Annotated in this window: 17 protein-coding genes; 6 read left to right on the top strand and 11 right to left on the bottom strand. The window is 71.0% G+C overall.

The features are described from left to right. Positions 1-77 precede the first annotated feature (77 nt). A complete protein-coding gene (locus ACTWPW_RS51085) occupies positions 78-896 on the bottom strand; it encodes an ABC transporter permease (RefSeq protein WP_443173152.1) in 819 nt (272 codons plus the stop codon). Continuing rightward, positions 893-1,837 (bottom strand): ATP-binding cassette domain-containing protein, encoded by a 945-nt coding sequence (locus ACTWPW_RS51080; RefSeq protein ID WP_443173151.1) that lies wholly within the window; start codon positions 1,835-1,837, stop codon positions 893-895. Before ACTWPW_RS51080 ends, ACTWPW_RS51085 begins: the two co-directional genes overlap by 4 nt. Positions 1,838-1,922: 85 nt before the next feature. On the opposite strand from ACTWPW_RS51080, the gene ACTWPW_RS51075 reads away from it, so the two are divergent. After that, entirely contained in the window at positions 1,923-2,696 is a 774-nt protein-coding gene (locus ACTWPW_RS51075) for a TetR/AcrR family transcriptional regulator (protein WP_443173150.1), read from the top strand. Positions 2,697-2,836: 140 nt separating this feature from the next. Then, positions 2,837-3,382, top strand: a complete 546-nt coding sequence (locus ACTWPW_RS51070) for a pyridoxamine 5'-phosphate oxidase family protein (RefSeq protein WP_443173149.1) — start codon at positions 2,837-2,839, stop codon at positions 3,380-3,382. A 59-nt stretch (positions 3,383-3,441) separates the two neighbouring features. On the opposite strand, the gene ACTWPW_RS51065 is transcribed toward ACTWPW_RS51070, so the two are convergent. Then, positions 3,442-3,912 (bottom strand): hypothetical protein, encoded by a 471-nt coding sequence (locus tag ACTWPW_RS51065; RefSeq protein WP_443173148.1) that lies wholly within the window; start codon positions 3,910-3,912, stop codon positions 3,442-3,444. A 341-nt stretch (positions 3,913-4,253) separates the two neighbouring features. Here ACTWPW_RS51065 and ACTWPW_RS51060 point away from each other — a divergent pair, with 341 nt between their 5' ends. Then, positions 4,254-4,538, top strand: a complete 285-nt coding sequence (locus tag ACTWPW_RS51060; RefSeq protein WP_443173147.1) for a hypothetical protein — start codon at positions 4,254-4,256, stop codon at positions 4,536-4,538. 6 nt (positions 4,539-4,544) lie between these two features. Next, positions 4,545-4,754 carry a hypothetical protein gene (locus tag ACTWPW_RS51055; RefSeq protein ID WP_443173146.1) on the top strand — a complete coding sequence of 70 codons (210 nt, stop codon included), beginning with the start codon at positions 4,545-4,547 and terminating at the stop codon, positions 4,752-4,754. A gap of 134 nt (positions 4,755-4,888) precedes the next feature. Here the strand turns inward: ACTWPW_RS51055 and ACTWPW_RS51050 are convergent, their stop codons facing one another. Next, on the bottom strand, positions 4,889-6,367 hold the full coding sequence (locus tag ACTWPW_RS51050; protein ID WP_443173145.1) for an MFS transporter: 1,479 nt from the start codon (positions 6,365-6,367) through the stop codon (positions 4,889-4,891). A 472-nt stretch (positions 6,368-6,839) separates the two neighbouring features. Here ACTWPW_RS51050 and ACTWPW_RS51045 point away from each other — a divergent pair, with 472 nt between their 5' ends. Beyond that, complete coding sequence (locus ACTWPW_RS51045) at positions 6,840-7,823, top strand: hypothetical protein (protein ID WP_443173144.1); 984 nt, start codon at positions 6,840-6,842, stop codon at positions 7,821-7,823. 354 nt (positions 7,824-8,177) lie between these two features. Here the strand turns inward: ACTWPW_RS51045 and ACTWPW_RS51040 are convergent, their stop codons facing one another. From ACTWPW_RS51040 to ACTWPW_RS51020, 5 genes are all read right to left on the bottom strand, one after another. Then, entirely contained in the window at positions 8,178-8,321 is a 144-nt protein-coding gene (locus tag ACTWPW_RS51040; RefSeq protein ID WP_443173143.1) for a hypothetical protein, read from the bottom strand. Between the two features lie 13 nt (positions 8,322-8,334). Then, positions 8,335-9,294, bottom strand: a complete 960-nt coding sequence (locus ACTWPW_RS51035) for a TolB family protein (RefSeq protein WP_443173142.1) — start codon at positions 9,292-9,294, stop codon at positions 8,335-8,337. A gap of 315 nt (positions 9,295-9,609) precedes the next feature. Then, complete coding sequence (locus tag ACTWPW_RS51030) at positions 9,610-11,028, bottom strand: amidase (protein ID WP_443173141.1); 1,419 nt, start codon at positions 11,026-11,028, stop codon at positions 9,610-9,612. Positions 11,029-11,333: 305 nt separating this feature from the next. Then, positions 11,334-12,773: a dihydrolipoyl dehydrogenase family protein gene (locus ACTWPW_RS51025; RefSeq protein WP_443173140.1), complete on the bottom strand. Its 1,440-nt coding sequence runs from the start codon at positions 12,771-12,773 to the stop codon at positions 11,334-11,336. 1 nt (position 12,774) lies between these two features. Next, positions 12,775-13,386 carry a hypothetical protein gene (locus tag ACTWPW_RS51020; protein WP_375113543.1) on the bottom strand — a complete coding sequence of 204 codons (612 nt, stop codon included), beginning with the start codon at positions 13,384-13,386 and terminating at the stop codon, positions 12,775-12,777. Positions 13,387-13,551: 165 nt separating this feature from the next. On the opposite strand from ACTWPW_RS51020, the gene ACTWPW_RS51015 reads away from it, so the two are divergent. Then, positions 13,552-14,160 carry a TetR/AcrR family transcriptional regulator gene (locus ACTWPW_RS51015; RefSeq protein ID WP_443173139.1) on the top strand — a complete coding sequence of 203 codons (609 nt, stop codon included), beginning with the start codon at positions 13,552-13,554 and terminating at the stop codon, positions 14,158-14,160. A 25-nt stretch (positions 14,161-14,185) separates the two neighbouring features. Here ACTWPW_RS51015 and ACTWPW_RS51010 read toward each other — a convergent pair whose 3' ends face one another. Continuing rightward, complete coding sequence (locus ACTWPW_RS51010; RefSeq protein WP_443173138.1) at positions 14,186-14,518, bottom strand: helix-turn-helix domain-containing protein; 333 nt, start codon at positions 14,516-14,518, stop codon at positions 14,186-14,188. A 143-nt stretch (positions 14,519-14,661) separates the two neighbouring features. Next, a complete protein-coding gene (locus tag ACTWPW_RS51005; RefSeq protein WP_443173137.1) occupies positions 14,662-15,951 on the bottom strand; it encodes an erythromycin esterase family protein in 1,290 nt (429 codons plus the stop codon). Positions 15,952-16,121: the final 170 nt, after the last annotated feature.

The raw sequence follows: 16,121 nt of genomic DNA, 5'->3' as shown, positions 1-16,121 counted from the left end.
CCCCCCCCCCCCCCCCCCCCGGGACCGCGACCAACGGGCGTCCTCACCCCAACTCGGGTCCGCGGATGCCGGAGCGTTCAGCGTCCTCTGCGCATGTAGGCGCGGAGCGACAGCGGGACGAAGATCACCAGCAGTGCGGACGACCAGAGCAGGACGGCGGTCACCGGATGCGCGAGTGACCAGGCCACGTTTCCGGACGGCGCGCCGGGGTTGCCGAACAGTTCCCGCGAGGCGGCGGTGAGCGCGCTCACCGGGTTCCAGTCGGCCAGGAAGCGCAGCCAGCCCGGCATGCCGTCGGTCGGGACGAACGCGTTCGACAGCATCGTGATCGGCAGGCCCAGCGGCACCATCGCGTCGGCGACCTGGTCGTTCTTCACCGCCAGGCCCACATAGACGCCCACCCAGCTCAGCGCGTACCGCAGCACGATCATCAGCAGGAACGCCTGGGCGGTGAGGATCAGGCCGCGGTGCGGCTGCCAGCCCACCAGCAGGCCCGTGCCGACCATGATGGCCAGCATCAGCAGGCCGGTCAGCAGGTCGGCGCCGGTCTGCCCGAACGGCACCGCCAAGCGCGCCATCGGCATGGAGCGGAACCGGTCCATCACGCCGCGGGAGGCGTCGGTGGCCACCCGCGTCATGACCCCCAACCAGGCGGAGAAGGTCACCATCGCGAACAGGCCGGGCATGAGGTATTCGCGGTAGTCGCCGCCGTCCGGCACCTGGATGGCGCTGCCGAAGACGTAGCCGAACAGCACGACCATGATGACCGGGAAGACCAGCGCGGCGATGATCTGCCCGGGCTCCTGCCGCAGCCGCCCCAGCTCGCGGCCGACCAGGGTCAGTCCGTCGGTGAGGGTCCAGCGCAGGCGGCCCAGTGGCGAGGTGAGGGCGGTCATCGCACGGTCTCCTTGCGGTCGGTGAGGCGCAGGAACACCTCGTCGAGGGTCGGGCGGCGCAGGCTCACGTCGGCGGCGGCGACTCCGGCGCGGTCGAGCTCGCGCACGATGTCGGCGAGTTGGAGGCCGGTGGCGGGCAGGGCGACGCCGAGCCGGTCGGCGCCGGTCGTGGTGGGTTCGGTGCCGGTCAGGGCGTTCAGGACGGTCGCCGCCTCGGGCATCGCGGCGGGGTCTTCGAGGGTGACGTCGAGGCGGTCGCCGATCGTGGCCTTCAGCTCGTCGGGCGTGCCCGTGGCGATCACCTGCCCGTGGTCGATGACGGCGATGTCGTCGGCAAGCCGGTCGGCCTCGTCCAGGTACTGCGTGGTGAGCAGCACCGTGGTGCCGTCGGCCACCAGCTCGCGGATGCTGTCCCAGATCTCGCCGCGGCTGCGCGGGTCCAGGCCGGTGGTCGGCTCGTCCAGGAAGAGCACCTCGGGGCGCTGGATGAGGCAGGTGATCAGGTCGAGCCGGCGGCGCATGCCGCCGGAGTAGCCGGCGACCTGCCGATCGGCGGCGTCCATCAGGCCGAAGCGCTCCAGCAGCTCGTCGGCCCGCCGGTGCGCCTCGCGGCGGGTCAGGTGGGACAGGCGCCCGAACATGCGCAGGTTGCCGCGGCCGGTGAGTTTCTCGTCCACGGCGGCGTACTGGCCCGCGAGCCCGATCCTGGCGCGCACTTCGCCGGCCTCGCGGACGACGTCGTATCCGGCGATGCGGGCGTGCCCGGCATCGGGATCGGACAGGGTCGCCAGGATGCGCACCGCGGTCGTCTTGCCCGCGCCGTTCGGCCCCAGCACGCCGCAGACCGTTCCTCTCGGAACGCTCAGGTCCAGCCCCCGCAGCGCATGGGTGCCGCCGAAGGACTTGTGCAGCCCCTCGGCGACCACGATCGGTTCCGCCATGATCCCTCCACTGGGTACTTCGTACGCGGTCATGGCGGCCAGACTAAGAGACCGGGTACTATGTACGCAACCAGGAGGGGGGACGATGACCGACGCCGAGTACGTGAACATCTGGATGCGGCCCGAGCGCCCGGCCTACGGGCCGAAGCCCACCTACAGCCGGGCCCAGATCACCGAGGCCGCCATCCGGATCGCCGACACCGAGGGGCTGGAGGCCGCCACCATGCGGCGCATCGCCGCCGAGATCGGCGCCGGCGCGATGTCCCTCTACCGGTACGTCCCGAGCCGCGACAACCTCATCGAGCTCATGGCCGACCGGCTGCAGGGCGAGATCGACGTCGAGGGCATGCCCTCCGGCGACTGGCGCGCGGATCTGACGCGCTACGCCGACGGGCTGCGGGCCATGTGGCTGCGGCACCCGTGGATCGCCACCGTGCAGCGCTCACTCCCCAGCTTCGGCCCCAACCAGCTGCGCCTGATCGAACGGCTGATGGGAGTGCTCGACCCCTTCGTCTCCATCGACGAGAACCTCGGCCTCATCGCCATGCTGAACGGCTACATCGAGGGCACCGTCCGCGAGGAGAACAGCTCGGCCATGGAATTCCGCCGCAGCGGGCTCAGCGAGTCGGAATGGATGGCGCGGAGCTACCCGTACATCGACCAGCTGGTGAAGAGCGGGGAGTACCCGATCTTCACCAAGATCGTGATGGAGGCGCGCCAGCCGCACCTCAGCCGCGACGACCAGTTCCGGTACGGGCTCCAGCGCGTCCTCGACTGCATCGCCGCGGCCCTCCCGTCAGCGGCCGAGTCTCACCGGGAGGGGCGGGAGGAACAGGACGGGCCTGGGCAGGGCTCGTAGCCGGCCATCCCAGAGGGCATCAGGAGCGAGGACGTGTGGGACCCGTTCGAGCGAGTCGCCGCAGAGCGGACCCAGCGCCGCCCATCACCTTGAGCGCCGGGCTGCGTGCCTTCGTGGCAATAGGGGGAAGGGAGTTCCGCATGACGCCGAAGCAGCCCAAGACCGAGCTCGACGCCCGCTACAGCTCCGCGCTGAACCCGCGCCCGGGCGCGGACAACGTCACCGCCACCGACTGGGCCGAGGCCCAGCGCCAGTTGCGGGCCGCGGAGGTCTTCTGGATCACCACGGTCCGGCCGGACGGCCGGCTGCACGTCACGCCACTGATCGCCGCCTGGCACGACGGGGCGCTGCACTTCAGCACCGGGCCGGGCGAGCAGAAGGCGAAGAACCTGGCCGGTAATGCCCACTGCGCACTCACCACGGGGCACAACTCACTCTCCCAAGGCCTCGACATCGTGATCGAGGGCACGGCGGAGCGGGTGACGGATCCGGCGCGGCAGGACGAGGTCATCGCCGCGTTCGAGGCGCAGTACGGGGACCACATCACCTCGCCGGAGGGGGCCTTCTACGGCTTCGGCGACAGCATCCGCAAGGGCAACGACCTGCTGTTCGCGGTGACACCCGGCACGGCGTACGGCTTCGGGCACGACAGCCAGGTGTTCAGCCACACCCGCTACACCTTCTAGCGGGCGGGCCCAGCTGCCGCATCGGCTCGTGGTCTGCCAGGGCGGGCGCCGAACCCGGCTCAGCCGCAGTTGCCCCAGGACTTCCAGCGCGATTTGCCGACGGCGGCATCGCGTCCGTCATCCCGAATCGTCCCCATGTACTTGACGCACCGGCCCTTGCCGTAGGTCTTCACCGGTCCCAAGTAGTGCTTGACGCTCCGACCCTCGTTCTCGCCGCTCGCGCGTGAGTTGGCCCCACGCGTCTGCGTCGTGATCGTGGCCATGGTGAAGGTGGGGATGCCGACGTTCGAGGTCTTGATCGTGGTGACGCAGTTGTAGCCGGTCCTGCGGTTGTACAGCAGATAGACGTAACCGAGGACACGTTTGGCGGGAGTCTTCACGGCCTGCTTGCTGTGGGTGACCCGGGCGAAGCCGGAACCGCACACCCGCTCCGGGGTGACGGCGGAGGCGGCCGCGTACGCAGGATTGACCATGACCCCTCCGACCGACAGTGCCGCGGCAAGGAGGATCGTCGTCGTTGACTTGCGCATTCAGCCAGCCCTTCTCAACCGTCTCCCGCCATCCGGGACAACAGTTGATCATCTTGCCGGATGATTCCACACCGAAAGACCGAATGGTCAAATTAGTGCGTGCCTGATGCCGCGGAGACCAACGCGTTCGTCTCGGTGGACGAACAGTTGCCTCACCTGAATGTCGGCAAGAACCCCGCCGCAGGCCCAACCGGCGTGACCAGCCCTCCCGCCGCCGGATGGACGGTCTCCGACGTGGTGCTTCACCTGGCCCAGACCGAGGAGCACGCCGCCGCTGCGGTCAGAGGCGAGCTGACGGGCACGCGGCCACGTGGCGAGATCGACGCCATGGCGGACGCCTCGTGGCCGCCGAGCGCGACATCGCCCCGGCCCGCCTCCTGGCCCGCTGGCGCGCGGCCCCCTCCATCACCCCGGCCGCGCTGCGCGGCCATCCCGAAGCCAGCCGCCTGGACTGGGTGGCCTCCTCCGTTTCACCCGCGACGCCGGCCACCACCCGCCTGGCCGAACACCGGGCGCATGCCTACGACATCACCGCCCCGTTCGGCATCCCGTATCCGGACACCGCACGGCTGCGGCACATCGCCTGGCTGGGGCACCGCACGCTGCCGTACGCGTTCGAGGTGTAAGGGCTGGTGGGCGGGCAGGTCTACTGCGAGCTCACCTCACCCGACGGGCAGCTGTGGCACTTCGGCGACCCCGACTCCCCCTCGGTCATCACCGGCCCCGCCGGCGACTTCTGCCGCGTGGGCGCGCGCCGTATCGCGCCCGCCGACTCGGCGCTGACGGCGACCGGCCCGCACGCCGCCGAGGCTCTCGCCGTCCTGCGCAACTACGCTTTCTGACAGTTCGCCACCGACGTGCGCGACGCCTCCGGCGGCACCAGCCTCATCGCCCGCGACACCGGCGGCCGGGCTGACCGTCGGCCTGCAACGGCCAACCGCGTCACGAGCCACCGCTGTGTCGCTCGTCGATGGGGTCAGCGCCTTCGGAGCAGGGTCACGACCAGCAGAGCGACTGCGGCCATGAGCACGGCGCTGACGCCCGCCGCCACGTGGAACCCGTCGATGAACGCGGCGCGGGCGGTGCCGAGCAGTTGCACCGCGGTTTCCGTGGGCAGGCGGTGCGCCAGCGCCACCGCAGCGCCGAGGCTGTCGCGGGCGCCGTCGTCAGGAACGACTGCGGTGGACAGTTCTGCCCGGTAGGTCGCGGTGATCACACTGCCGAGCAGCGCGATGCCGAGTGCGCCGCCGAGCTGGGGCGCGGCCGAGGAGATGGCCGCAGCCGCTCCGGCTCGCTCTGCGGGCGCGGAGCCCACGACCATGTCCGTGGCCAGGGCCATCATCGGCCCCAGACCGGCCGAGACCACGACGGCCCCCGTGATCAGTACGGGCAGCCCGCCGGTCTGCGTGAGCACCACGTACCCCACGGCGGACACGCCCAGGCCGACCCCGATCACCAGCGACGGGCGCACCAGGCGGGCCATCCGGGGAGCCAGCGTCGAGCCGACGATGACACCCACCGCCGACGGAGCCGTCCACAGGCCCGCCTCCAGCGGCGACATGCCGTGCACGAGCTGGAGGTACTGAGCGATCGCGTAGTTCGAGCCCCACAACACGAAGATGCCGAGCGCCAGGGTGGCCGCCGCGACGCTGAACGCCCGCTCGCGGAACAGCCGCAGGTCGACGAAGGGATCGACCAGCCCGCGCTGCCTGCGTACGAACACCCAGGCCAACGCCACACCCACCACGATCGCCGCGACGGACTGCGCCGTCAGGCCGTCGGCCGCGATCTGCTTGAGCCCGTAGACGACCGGCAGCACCGCCGCCAACGACAGCAACGCACTGACCAGGTCGAGCCGCCCCGCGCCCGCGTCGCGGTGCTCGGGCAGCAGCCACGGCCCCAGCGCCAGCAGCACCACCATCACCGGTACGGCCAGCAGGAACGCCGAGCCCCACCAGAAGCGGTCCAGCAGCCAGCCGCCCACCAGCGGCCCGATCGCCGTGCCGCCCGAGACGCTGGCCACGATGACCCCGATGGCCACCGCCCGCTGCCTGGCGTCGGTGAACATGGACGTGGCCAGCGAGAGCGTGGACGGCATCAGCGTCGCCCCCGCCATCCCCATCAACGCCCTGGCCACGATCAGGCTCCCCGCGTCGGGCGCGTACGCGGCCATCACCGAGACCAGGCCGTACGCCGCCGCTCCGATCAGCAGCAACCGGCGGCGGCCGATCCGATCGCCCCAGGCCCCCATGGTGATGAGCGAACCGGACAGCAGGAAGGCGTAGATGTCGACGATCCACAGCAACTGAGTGCTGCTCGCCCCGAGATCCTTCCCGATGGCGGGCACCGCCAGGTTAGTGACCGTGAGTTCCAGGGACGCGAGCAGCGCGGGGAGTGCCAATACGGCCAAGCCGGTCCATTCACGTCTTCCGGCCTTGATCGTTGAAGTCGTCACGGATCAAGGATCCAACCTCAAGCAAACCTGAGGTCAAGCCCTTCGGCCGGGTCACGTACTCCATCGTCCTGAGAGAACGAAGGGGTGTGGTGAACGGCGGGCCGTTCTCGCCGGGGAGTGCGGCTCCGCGGCACGGCGGGGAGGGGCGAGCCGGGCAGAGCCTCCCGATCATCCCCGGCGACCTTGACCCGCGGCATCCGGGGCCGGCCGGTAGGAGCGCCACCGGTCCTACCAGGTGCCGGGAAGCCGCCGCCTGAACCGTTGCCCTGGCCCGAGCGGCCGCGGGCATCCCGCTGCTAAAGGCCGTCGACCGCCCGACGTTGCCGGCGGAGGCGATCGCCGAGCTGGTGACCGCCGGCTTTCGGCCGGTGCTGGTGAGTGCGTGTTCGAAGTGAGCTGTATCAGGGGCGGCGGAGGCTCTCTCTGCACACCCGGACAACCGCGTAGGCGGTTGCGGCGGCAGGGGGAGACGATGTTTTCAGCGGTCGAGTACGTCAAGCGTTACGAGGCGGCACCCGATAAGCAGACGGTCGAGCAGTTGCAGAAGCTCGTGGACCTCTCGGGGCTGGGGGCGGACGAGGAGTTCGTGGTGGCGCTGCTGAACGCCGTCTCGGCGTCCGACTTTCCTCTCGCGGCCGCGATGCGGGAGATCCGCAAGGCGCTGGCGGAGGCCGCGGAGATCCGGGGGCTGGGAGGCTGGTGGAAGGAGAAGCTCGACGCCTATGTCGCGCACATCGGCGAGGAGCCGTTCGAGATCGCGACGTTCCTGCAGGGCTGCATGAGCGGCGGGCTCTCGCTCGATCACAAGGACGCGGTGGCCGGGCAAGCGCTGGCCCTGCCCACGCCGCTCGTCCTCGTCCGGCAGCCGGTCTTCGAGGAGCGGGCGAACGTGTCCGGCTTACTGGGCGACTACCGGTACCAGACGGACGTGATCGAGGTCGGGATGGGGCTGTTCGAGGTGGCCGCCGGGCTGCGGACGGAGGCGGACTTCAAGGGCGCGTCCAAGCTGGGCATCCTGCAGTTCGCCTCGAGCGACCGGGTCGCCACGTACGACGGCGTGACGGTCGGCAACAGGTTCACCAACGCCTTGGACACCAGCAAGCGGCCCTGGTACAAGGGCGTGTCCGCGCAGATCGTCCCAGGCGCGCCCACGGCCGTGGCCCCCAACGACGCGCCGCGATGGGGTCTTCCGAAGGTTTGGGCCAAGGGGCAGAAGCTGCGCGGCATCACCATCAGGGACACCTTCGTCACCCACGTCGTCGTGGAGGTCGCGCCGAACAAGTTCCACAAGTTCTTCACCTGTGAATGGGCCTTCACGGTCGACTACGACGCCACGAACCCGGGCGCGGCCAGGGCGGGCTACCAGGTGACGGGCCAGCGGTTCGAGAGCGGTGAGATCGCGCTGAGCGGCCAGGAGCCGCTGACGGGCGACTATCGGGATCAGGTCACGAAGTAGGTACGCAGGGCAGCGCGCGCAGGCCGCTCGTCCCTCGAATGCCATGGATTCGGCCCCGAACGGTCTACGGCCGTTCGGGGCCGAATCGGTTGGGGTGCTCAGCCCGCATGCTCTACGCCGCGCTGCCGCTACGTCGCCGAGCGGGCCCCGACCCGCACCTCTCACTTCGCCGCTCTGCGTCCAGCAGCATGACGAGTGGACGGCACCGCGACCGCGTCTAAGCGCTCGTGTTCGCCGAGGCGCTGTTCCCCGGATTCGGCTTCGAGGACCGGCACGAGCGCGAGCTGATCACCACCAGCGGCCGTAGCAGGCGGCGCGTCCCGCCACGGCGCTCCGGTCCGGTCCGGTCGGGGGCTACGGCGGGACCGTGGCCTGGGAGTTGTGCCCCGACGTCCTGGTCCACGTGGTCGGCACACCCACGACGTCCGGCTTCGCGGCCTGGATCGGATCCCTCGTCACCTGCGCCGCCGTGCCCTCGGGCCGCACGCCGGCCGTCACCGCCCCGCCCGTTTCAGCGCTTGCCGCGGGCGTCGAAGCGGGGGTAGAAGTTCGCCTTGTCATCGACCTTGACCAGGGTCTCCACGACCTTGCCCTTGAGATCGACGACGCCGAAGCCGTCGCGGACGGGCAGGAGCAGGTGCTTCTCGTCGTACCAGCCGAACACGGGGAACCGGTGGGCCACCTTGATCCGGGTGACGGCCTTGCCGCTGGCGGTGTCCCACACGCAGGCCGACGACTCCAGCGAGTGGCACGCGGTGAGGAAGCGGCGGCCCGACGGGGAGAACGTGCCGAGCCCGTGGCTGGCTGGGCGGCCGCGTACCTTCCAGGTGCGCTTCACCGCGCCCTCGAGGTCGTACTGGCGGATGGAGGACTTGCCGTTCTTGCCCCAGCGCACCACGACCCCCTTGCTGTCGCGGGTCCACTGGAAGCCGCCGACCGTGATCAGGGCCTTTTCGATGCGGACGAAGCGTGGCTTGAGCGAGGGTACGTCGATGAGCACGATGCCCGCGGACCGGGGCTCGGATCCCGGCTCGAAGACGTTGACCAGCAGGGTCCGGCCGTCCGGCGACCAGGTGGGCCACATCGTGTTCAGGTATCGGCCCTCCCGCGTCGGGTCGGCCTCGACGGGCAACACGACCTCTGTCGCCTTACCGGTCTTGCGGTCGACGAAACGCACCATGGGCGGCCCTTCGCGGCGATCCCGCAGGTGAACGGCTTGCCAGCGCTCGTCGGGCGACACGGTGGCCTCGCCGTCGATCTCGACGAACGCGCGCCTGGCCGGATCCCATGCGCGCTGACCCGAGCCGGGATCACTCTCCGTGAAGTAGGAATAGAAACCCAGCTGGACGGGGCGGCCGCTCATCTTGGCCACGATCTTGGCCGTCGTACCGGGCAGCTTGCCCACCGGTGGTTGCACGGGTGTTGCGGCGAGCATGGCCGTCAGGGCCAGTGCCGTTCCTAGGTGCAGCATCGCAGTCAACTCCTCGTCTTCTGGCGCGTCAGCGGATCCTACAAGATCACCCGTTGCTGAGGGGATAAATGGTGAAACGGCAGGCGGGGGCACGCCAGGCCGCATTCCCGGAGCGCCCGGTGTCCGGCGTGGCCGTTTCTCTTGTTCGCCTCTGGTGAGACGTACGCACGCCGAATCGCCTTGCACTTGTCGTAACTGCCTGGGGCGCGCCCGAGCTCGGCACAGCCGATGCCGCCGCCAGGCCCCCGCGACGTTCGGCAAGGGTCCGGCGGCGGCGGTCAGCACAGGGCCTGAGACCCCGCCTCCCATACGTTGTCAGGCGTTGCCCACGAAGACCGGCGGCGTCCGGTCCTTCCAGGGCATGGCCTGTTCCAGGTAGGCGGCGATCTGGAACAGCAGGTCCTCGCGGCCGTGGGCGGCGATGAGCTGCACGCCGATCGGCAGCCCGTCGTCGCTGTGACCGAGCGGCAGACTGATCGCCGGGTGACCGGTGATGTTGAACAGCCCCGTGAACGGCCCATAGTCCGTCAGCGCCGCTCCCCAGGTGCTCATCGTGTGGCCGGGGTCGTCGTAGCGCAGGGTGCCGTGCGGCGCCGGCAGACGACCCATCGTCGGCGTGATGAGCAGGTCGTACTCGGTGAAGAACGTGCTCACCGATCGGGTCACCCGGTTCTGCGCGTTGAGCGCGGCCAGCATGTCCAGTGCGCTGCACTCCCTGGCCAGCTGGAGGAACTGCCGGGAGACGGCCTCCATCATGGCCGGGTCGGGCTGCCGGGGGGCCAGCAGGAGCAGGGATGCCAGCGCGACCCCCTCGGCCATCCCGGCCAGCATGACGGCCTCCCCGTCGACGTACGGGCCGGACTCGGAGACGCTGTGCCCCGCCTGCTCCAGCACCTGGCCGGTCAGGATCGCCGCGGCGGCGACCTGGCCGTCGACCGGCGTGCCCGACCAGGGCTGGGTGGTCACCGCCACCCGCAGCCGGCCCGGGTCGGCGCCGATCTCCTCCGCGTACGGGCGGCGCGGGGGCGGCGCGGTGTACTTGTCGCCGATCCCCGGTCCCTGCACGGCGTCCAGCAGGCCGGCGGCATCGCGGACGGTGCGCGTCAGCACGAACTCGTACGCCATGCCGAGCAGCGCCTCCCCCGCGTCGGGCCCGCACGTGACCCGGCCCCGGGTCGGCTTGAGCCCGACCAACCCGCAGCAGGAGGCCGGAATCCGGATGGAGCCCTGCCCATCGCTGCCATGGGCGACGGGCACGGCACCGGCGGCGACCAGCGCGGCGGCACCGCCGCTCGACCCGCCCACGCCCCTGTCCAGAGCCCACGGGTTGCGGGTCGGCCCGTATCTGACCGATTCGGTGGAGAAGCTGGCGCACAGCTCCGGCACGGTGGTCAGGCCCAAGGTGACCAGTCCGGCGGCACGGAATCGGGCCATGAGATCGGTGTCGTGCTGGGCGACGACGCCCGGCAGAGCGCGGCTGCCGAGGGTGAACGGCACTCCCTCGGCCACCGGCCCGTGGTCCTTGATGAGGAACGGCACCCCGGCGAACGGCCCGTCCGCCGCGTGGTCGAGCGCGGGTGCGAACACCGGCAACGCCAGGCCGTTCACCTGCGCGTTCGCCACGGCGAGAGCTTGCCGGGCAGTGGCCTCGACCTCGTCGGCGGTGACCTCGCCCGCCCTGATCAGATTCCGGATTCCGACGGCGTCGTACTTCGCGTACTCGTGGAGTTTCATGAGAAATCCATCTCCCGGCGTCCTCGACGCCTGTACCTCGATCACAGCTGGAATGGGCGGACAGCGCGCGGCAAGCCACAGGCAAGGGGCGCCGCCGACAGCGAACAGCCTGAACGGGGTGATGGTCGCGACACCGGGCCGGCGGCTCCGGGGACCATCACAGTCAGTGATCGGGGTACGTCTACGCTCGGTACATCACCGCCCATGCTGGTGGCAGCCGCCCCGGACCGTCCACTGGTTTTCTCGGGCTTGCGCCCTCCGAACCTCATGGGGGTTGCCCGGCGCGACGTGCCCGAAGCCGGCGGTCAGCGGCCGTACGCCTCCAGCAGCCGCAGCCACACCTCGCTGACCGTGGGGAACGACGGAACCGCGTGCCACAGCCGGTCCAGCGGGACCTCGCCGACGACCGCGATCGTCGCGGCGTGCAACAGCTCTGCGACGTCCGGGCCGGCGAGCGTGCAGCCGACGATCACTTTCCGGTCCTCGTCGACGACCATGCGGGCGTGCCCCCGGTAGCCGTCGGCGTGCAGGGCCGATCCGGCGACGGCGCCCAGGTCGTGGTCGACGACGCGGATCCGTACCCCGGCGGCCTCGGCCGCGGCCGCGGTCAGCCCCACCGACGCGATCTCCGGATCGGTGAAGACCACCTGGGGCACCGCGCGCTCGTCGGCCGTGGCCACGTGCCGGCCCCAGCGGCCGTCCTCGACCGCTTCGCCCTTCGCCCGCGCCACGATGACGTCGCCGACCGCGCGGGCCTGGTATTTGCCCTGGTGGGTCAGCAGCACTCGCCGGTTGACGTCACCGGCGGCGTACAGCCATCCGTCCCCGACCGGCGTCCCGTCCTCCCCCACCACGCGCAGCGTGTCGTCCACCGTGAGCCAGGCGCCCGGCGTCAGGCCGACGGCGCCGAGACCGATGTCCTGGGTGTTCGGTGTCCGGCCGATCGCCACCAGAACCTCGTCGGCCTCGACCCGCTCGCCGCCGGTCAGCGTGATGTGCACCGTTCCGGCCTCGTCGCGGTGCACCGATGCGGCCTCCGCGCCGAGGCGTACCGACACGCCGGCCTCCCGCAACGATTCGGTGACCCGCTCGCCGGCGAACGGCTCGGCCTCCGGCAGCACGCCGTCACGGGCCAGCATCGTCACCGAGGACCCCAGGGCGGCGAAGGCGGTCGCCATCTCCGATGCCACCACGCCGCCGCCGATGATCGCGAGCCGGCCGGGGACCGCGCTGGCGGCGGCCGCCTCCCGGCTGGTCCACGGCGCGGCGTCGCGCAAACCGGGAACGTCCGGCAGCAGCGCGCCGCTCCCGGTCGCGACGACCACCGCGTGCCGGGCCGTCAACGTGACCGGGACGCCGTCGTCGCCGGTCACCTCGACCACGCCCGCGGACACGATCCGGCCCTGACCACGGTGCAGGGCGATCCCGGCCGAACCGAGCCAGCCGACCTGACCGTCATCCTTCCAGTGCGAGGCGAAGGAATCCCGGCGGCCCAGCACCGCGGCCGCGTCGAGACCGCCGGTCACCGCCTCGCGCGCGCCCGGCACCTGGCGCGCCGCCCGCAGGGCCGCCGCGCTGCGCAGCAGGGCCTTGGTCGGCATGCAGGCCCAGTAGGAGCATTCCCCGCCGACGAGCTCGCGCTCGACGACGGCGGCGCTGAGCCCGCCGTGCGCCACCCGGTCGGCGACGTTCTCCCCGACCGGGCCGGCTCCGAGGACGACGACGTCGTACGTGTCGCCGTCCATGTCAGTTCCCCTTCGCGGCGCGGCCGAGGCGGAAGGCCGAGATGAGGAAGAAGATGCCGCCGGGGATGGCGTAGCCGGCCGCGTTGGTCAGCGTCGGGCCGGCCGCGGAGGCGCCGACGATGAACGACGCACCGGCGAGTACCGAGATGCCGCCGCTGATGATCATCGGCCACTGGCCGCCCATCTTGCGGCGGGTGACGCCCACGATCAGCTGGACCGCCCCGGCCACGACCGCCCAGGCGCCCCACACGCGCAGCACCGCCGGGATACCGGACGCGCAGGCGACGGCCACGCCGATGGCGGTGATCAGGCTGACTGCGATGTTCACGTACAGCAGGGCAGGCGATCCGGTGGTGCGCGAGGCGCGGGCGTCGATGATGGCGGCGGCCACGTCGAACAGCGGGTAGAGCACGAGCAGGGTGACCGCGAGCGGACCCAGGTTCGCGGCGGTCGTGAACATCGCAAGGGCCCAGACGATGGCGAACGCGAACCGGACGAAGTACAGCCGCCGCAGTGCGGACGCGGTCCCGGAAATGCCGGGTGAAGCGGCGATGGTGCTCATGGTGATCCTTTCGGTGGATGAGCGATGTGGAGAGCGGTCCAGCGCGGCCATGGCGCCGCGTGACGCCCCTGGTCGCGGCAGCCGCTGGTGCGTACGTGCAGCCGACGAGCCGCTGCCGGCCCTCTCCTGCTAGACCGAACGTTCTGTCTCGGCACAGCATGGCGACCCGCGACGCAGACTGTCAAGACCGAACGTTCTATCCGCTAGCATGGCCGTATGCCCAGCCAATCCGAAGGCCGGCCGTCCGAAGCGCGGTCCCGGCTGCTCAACACGGCCACCCGGCTCTTCTACGCGGAGGGCATCCACGCCGTCGGCATCGATCGCATCGTCGCCGAAGCAAAGGTGACGCGGGCCACCCTCTACCGGCACTTCCCCGGCAAGGAAGACCTGGTCCTCGCCTACCTCAACGAGGTCGACCGGGCCATGCGGGGCCAGGCGGCCGAGGCCGTCGCCGCCGGACTACCGGCCGCCGGCACCATCCAGGCCCTCAGCAAGTCCATCGCTCAGAGCATCCAGTCCCCCGGTTTCCGGGGGTGCGCCTTCCTCAACGCCGCCGCCGAGTATCCCGACCCCGAGTCCCCGGTGCACAAGGCCGTGCTCGCCCACCGCCAGTGGTTCCTGGACACCGTCACGGAGCTGCTGGCCGAGATCCAGGAGACCGGCGCCGAGCCCGCCGCCCGCCACTTCGTGATGATGCGCGACGGCGCCATGGCCGCCGGCTGCCTGTTCGACCCGGCGCTGATCTGCGAGACCTTCCTGCGCGGAGTCGAGAGGCTCCTGCAGGTCTATGCCGTCACCGACTACAGCGCACCGGCGGGCGCCTGAAGCCGCAGGCGCCTCCGCTCTGGAATCAAGCGGTCGAGCCCCTTACCGGCGGTTGCAGCAGCAGGAATGCCGTAAGCCGGTCTGATGGCTGACCGGCGTGGCATGGCTGACGTTCTTGATCGCGCGCCCCGGCGATGGCGGCGGCCAGGTGGTTCCGCACGGTCCCGCGGGACAGCGAGACCCGCTGGGCTATCTCGTCGGCGGGTGCGCCGTCGCGTGCGAGGGCGAGCACGTCGGTCTCGCGCGGGGTGAGCGGGGAGTCGCCGCCACCGGTCGCCTCGGCCGCGAGCTCCGGGCCGACGTGCCGGCCGCCGCTCGCGACCTTCCGCACGACCTCCGCCAGGGCGGCAGAGGACACGGTCTTGGGCAGGAAGGCGCACCCGCCCGCGGCGAGCGCTTGCCTTCAGGCTCAGCACGTTGGTCAGGAGCTGATCGCCGCCCTGAAGAAGCTCGCCGGCCCCGCTGCCTCAGCCCTGGCGCGTGGAAGCCGCGCGCACGACCTCAGTTCCCGGCGCGCTTCACCACGTGATCGGTGCCGGTGGTCCGCGACACGTGCGCGATGGCGTCGAACGCCTCGAACACCGGCATGTCCAGGAAGTAGTCGGCCATGCGCGAGCGCTGGAAGGACGCCGCGTCGTCGATGTGCGGACGGGCCGCGCGCAGATCGGCGAGCATCCAAAGCCGGTCGATGGGGAACGCCGCCTCGACGCTGCCCTCGGCGGGCGGCGGGAGCGGCGCGTCGTACCAGGCGCCCTGGGGCCGCTCCGGGGTCGGCTCCCCCAGCGTGGTGGTACGGCCCAGGCTCGACGTGACGCCGATGGCCCGGTAGTCGTCTCCCAGAGCGGCGGCGAGGTGGGCGCCGGCCGGCAGAAGCGGGTTCCCCTGGCTGTCGGCCGCCGTTGTGCGCTGGATGTGCCAGTTGTGCGCCGCCAGTATCACGCGCGTGCCGTCCTCCAGGAGGCGTAGCACGGATTCGGCCATGTAGACGTCGCGAAACGTCGAGGCGGATTCGAAGCCCTCCTGGGCGTTGGCACGATGGAGCTGGTCGAGGTACCAGGCGCCGCGCAGGTGCCACATGGCCGTGTCGTGCTCGGCCCCGTGGCCACGGGCGCGTTGGACGAGAGCCAGGCGCTGCAGGTGCCCCATCAGCCGGCTCAGCGCGCTGGTGAGCAGGTCCTTGTCACCAGCGTCGAGACTCTGGTAGCGGCCGAGCGCCGTGAAGGTGACCGGGTCGTGGAAGCGCTGCGCCACGCTGACCGCCTGTTCCAGCACCGCAAGCGCGTCCGGGGCGGCCCAGCGCACGTAGCCGGCCACCTCCTCCAGCGCGGGCAGCGGCGATGCCGCGGCCCCGGGCAGGTCAGTGCCCAGGCACCGCAGCGGCGGCTCTGCCGTGGTGCGGTGCCGCTCTCTCATCCAGGTCAGCGCCTCGTGCATCTCCTCGCATTGCCCCAGTGACAGGGCGATACCGTCTGCCGCGACCTGCTCCACGGCGCCGGGGCCGCCGCGGACCCAGCCGTCCAGGACCTGCCCCTGGGTGAACGGGGCCTCCAAGGCGTACACCTCGAAACCGCACCGTTCGACCAGGAACCGCAGGATGCGGTGGCGTACCTGGTAGAACTCCCGGATGTGGTGGGAGCTCTCGCCGAGCGCCACGACGCGCGCGCCACCGACGATGTCGCGCAGCGGTTCGAGGTCGTCCACGGGTGACTGGAAGTCCAGGGTTTCCATGGCGCAGGCACGATCGCCGACCCAGCTGGCGAAACTCCTCCGGCGGCTCGTTCGCACGTTCATGCCCGACAGCGTTTCGTGGTGGGCCTGTCCTGGTCGTCATGCCTGAGGAGGGACTTGAGGGTACGGTTGCGGGAGCAGAGGCGTTCCTGATTACGACCTTGGAAGTATTCAGGTGGTCCGTATGGCATCAAGGACCATGCCGTCTCCACCCGGTCAGGCCCTGTCCAGCC

Source organism: Nonomuraea sp. KM90 (assembly GCF_052246675.1).
Taxonomy (GTDB): Bacteria; Actinomycetota; Actinomycetes; order Streptosporangiales; family Streptosporangiaceae; genus Nonomuraea.
This window is presented reverse-complemented; position numbering and strand designations above follow the sequence as displayed.

What these genes read in the sequence shown, in the direction of transcription:
- ACTWPW_RS51080 (WP_443173151.1), bottom strand. Translation starts at nt 1,837, where the DNA reads ATGGCGGAACCGATCGTGGTCGCCGAGGGGCTGCACAAGTCCTTCGGC.
- ACTWPW_RS51075 (WP_443173150.1), top strand. Translation starts at nt 1,923, where the DNA reads ATGACCGACGCCGAGTACGTGAACATCTGGATGCGGCCCGAGCGCCCG.
- ACTWPW_RS51015 (WP_443173139.1), top strand. Translation starts at nt 13,552, where the DNA reads ATGCCCAGCCAATCCGAAGGCCGGCCGTCCGAAGCGCGGTCCCGGCTG.
- ACTWPW_RS51045 (WP_443173144.1), top strand. Translation starts at nt 6,840, where the DNA reads ATGTTTTCAGCGGTCGAGTACGTCAAGCGTTACGAGGCGGCACCCGAT.
- ACTWPW_RS51020 (WP_375113543.1), bottom strand. Translation starts at nt 13,386, where the DNA reads ATGGCCGCGCTGGACCGCTCTCCACATCGCTCATCCACCGAAAGGATC.
- ACTWPW_RS51065 (WP_443173148.1), bottom strand. Translation starts at nt 3,912, where the DNA reads ATGCGCAAGTCAACGACGACGATCCTCCTTGCCGCGGCACTGTCGGTC.
- ACTWPW_RS51025 (WP_443173140.1), bottom strand. Translation starts at nt 12,773, where the DNA reads ATGGACGGCGACACGTACGACGTCGTCGTCCTCGGAGCCGGCCCGGTC.
- ACTWPW_RS51085 (WP_443173152.1), bottom strand. Translation starts at nt 896, where the DNA reads ATGACCGCCCTCACCTCGCCACTGGGCCGCCTGCGCTGGACCCTCACC.
- ACTWPW_RS51070 (WP_443173149.1), top strand. Translation starts at nt 2,837, where the DNA reads ATGACGCCGAAGCAGCCCAAGACCGAGCTCGACGCCCGCTACAGCTCC.
- ACTWPW_RS51035 (WP_443173142.1), bottom strand. Translation starts at nt 9,294, where the DNA reads ATGCTGCACCTAGGAACGGCACTGGCCCTGACGGCCATGCTCGCCGCA.
- ACTWPW_RS51005 (WP_443173137.1), bottom strand. Translation starts at nt 15,951, where the DNA reads ATGAACGTGCGAACGAGCCGCCGGAGGAGTTTCGCCAGCTGGGTCGGC.
- ACTWPW_RS51030 (WP_443173141.1), bottom strand. Translation starts at nt 11,028, where the DNA reads ATGAAACTCCACGAGTACGCGAAGTACGACGCCGTCGGAATCCGGAAT.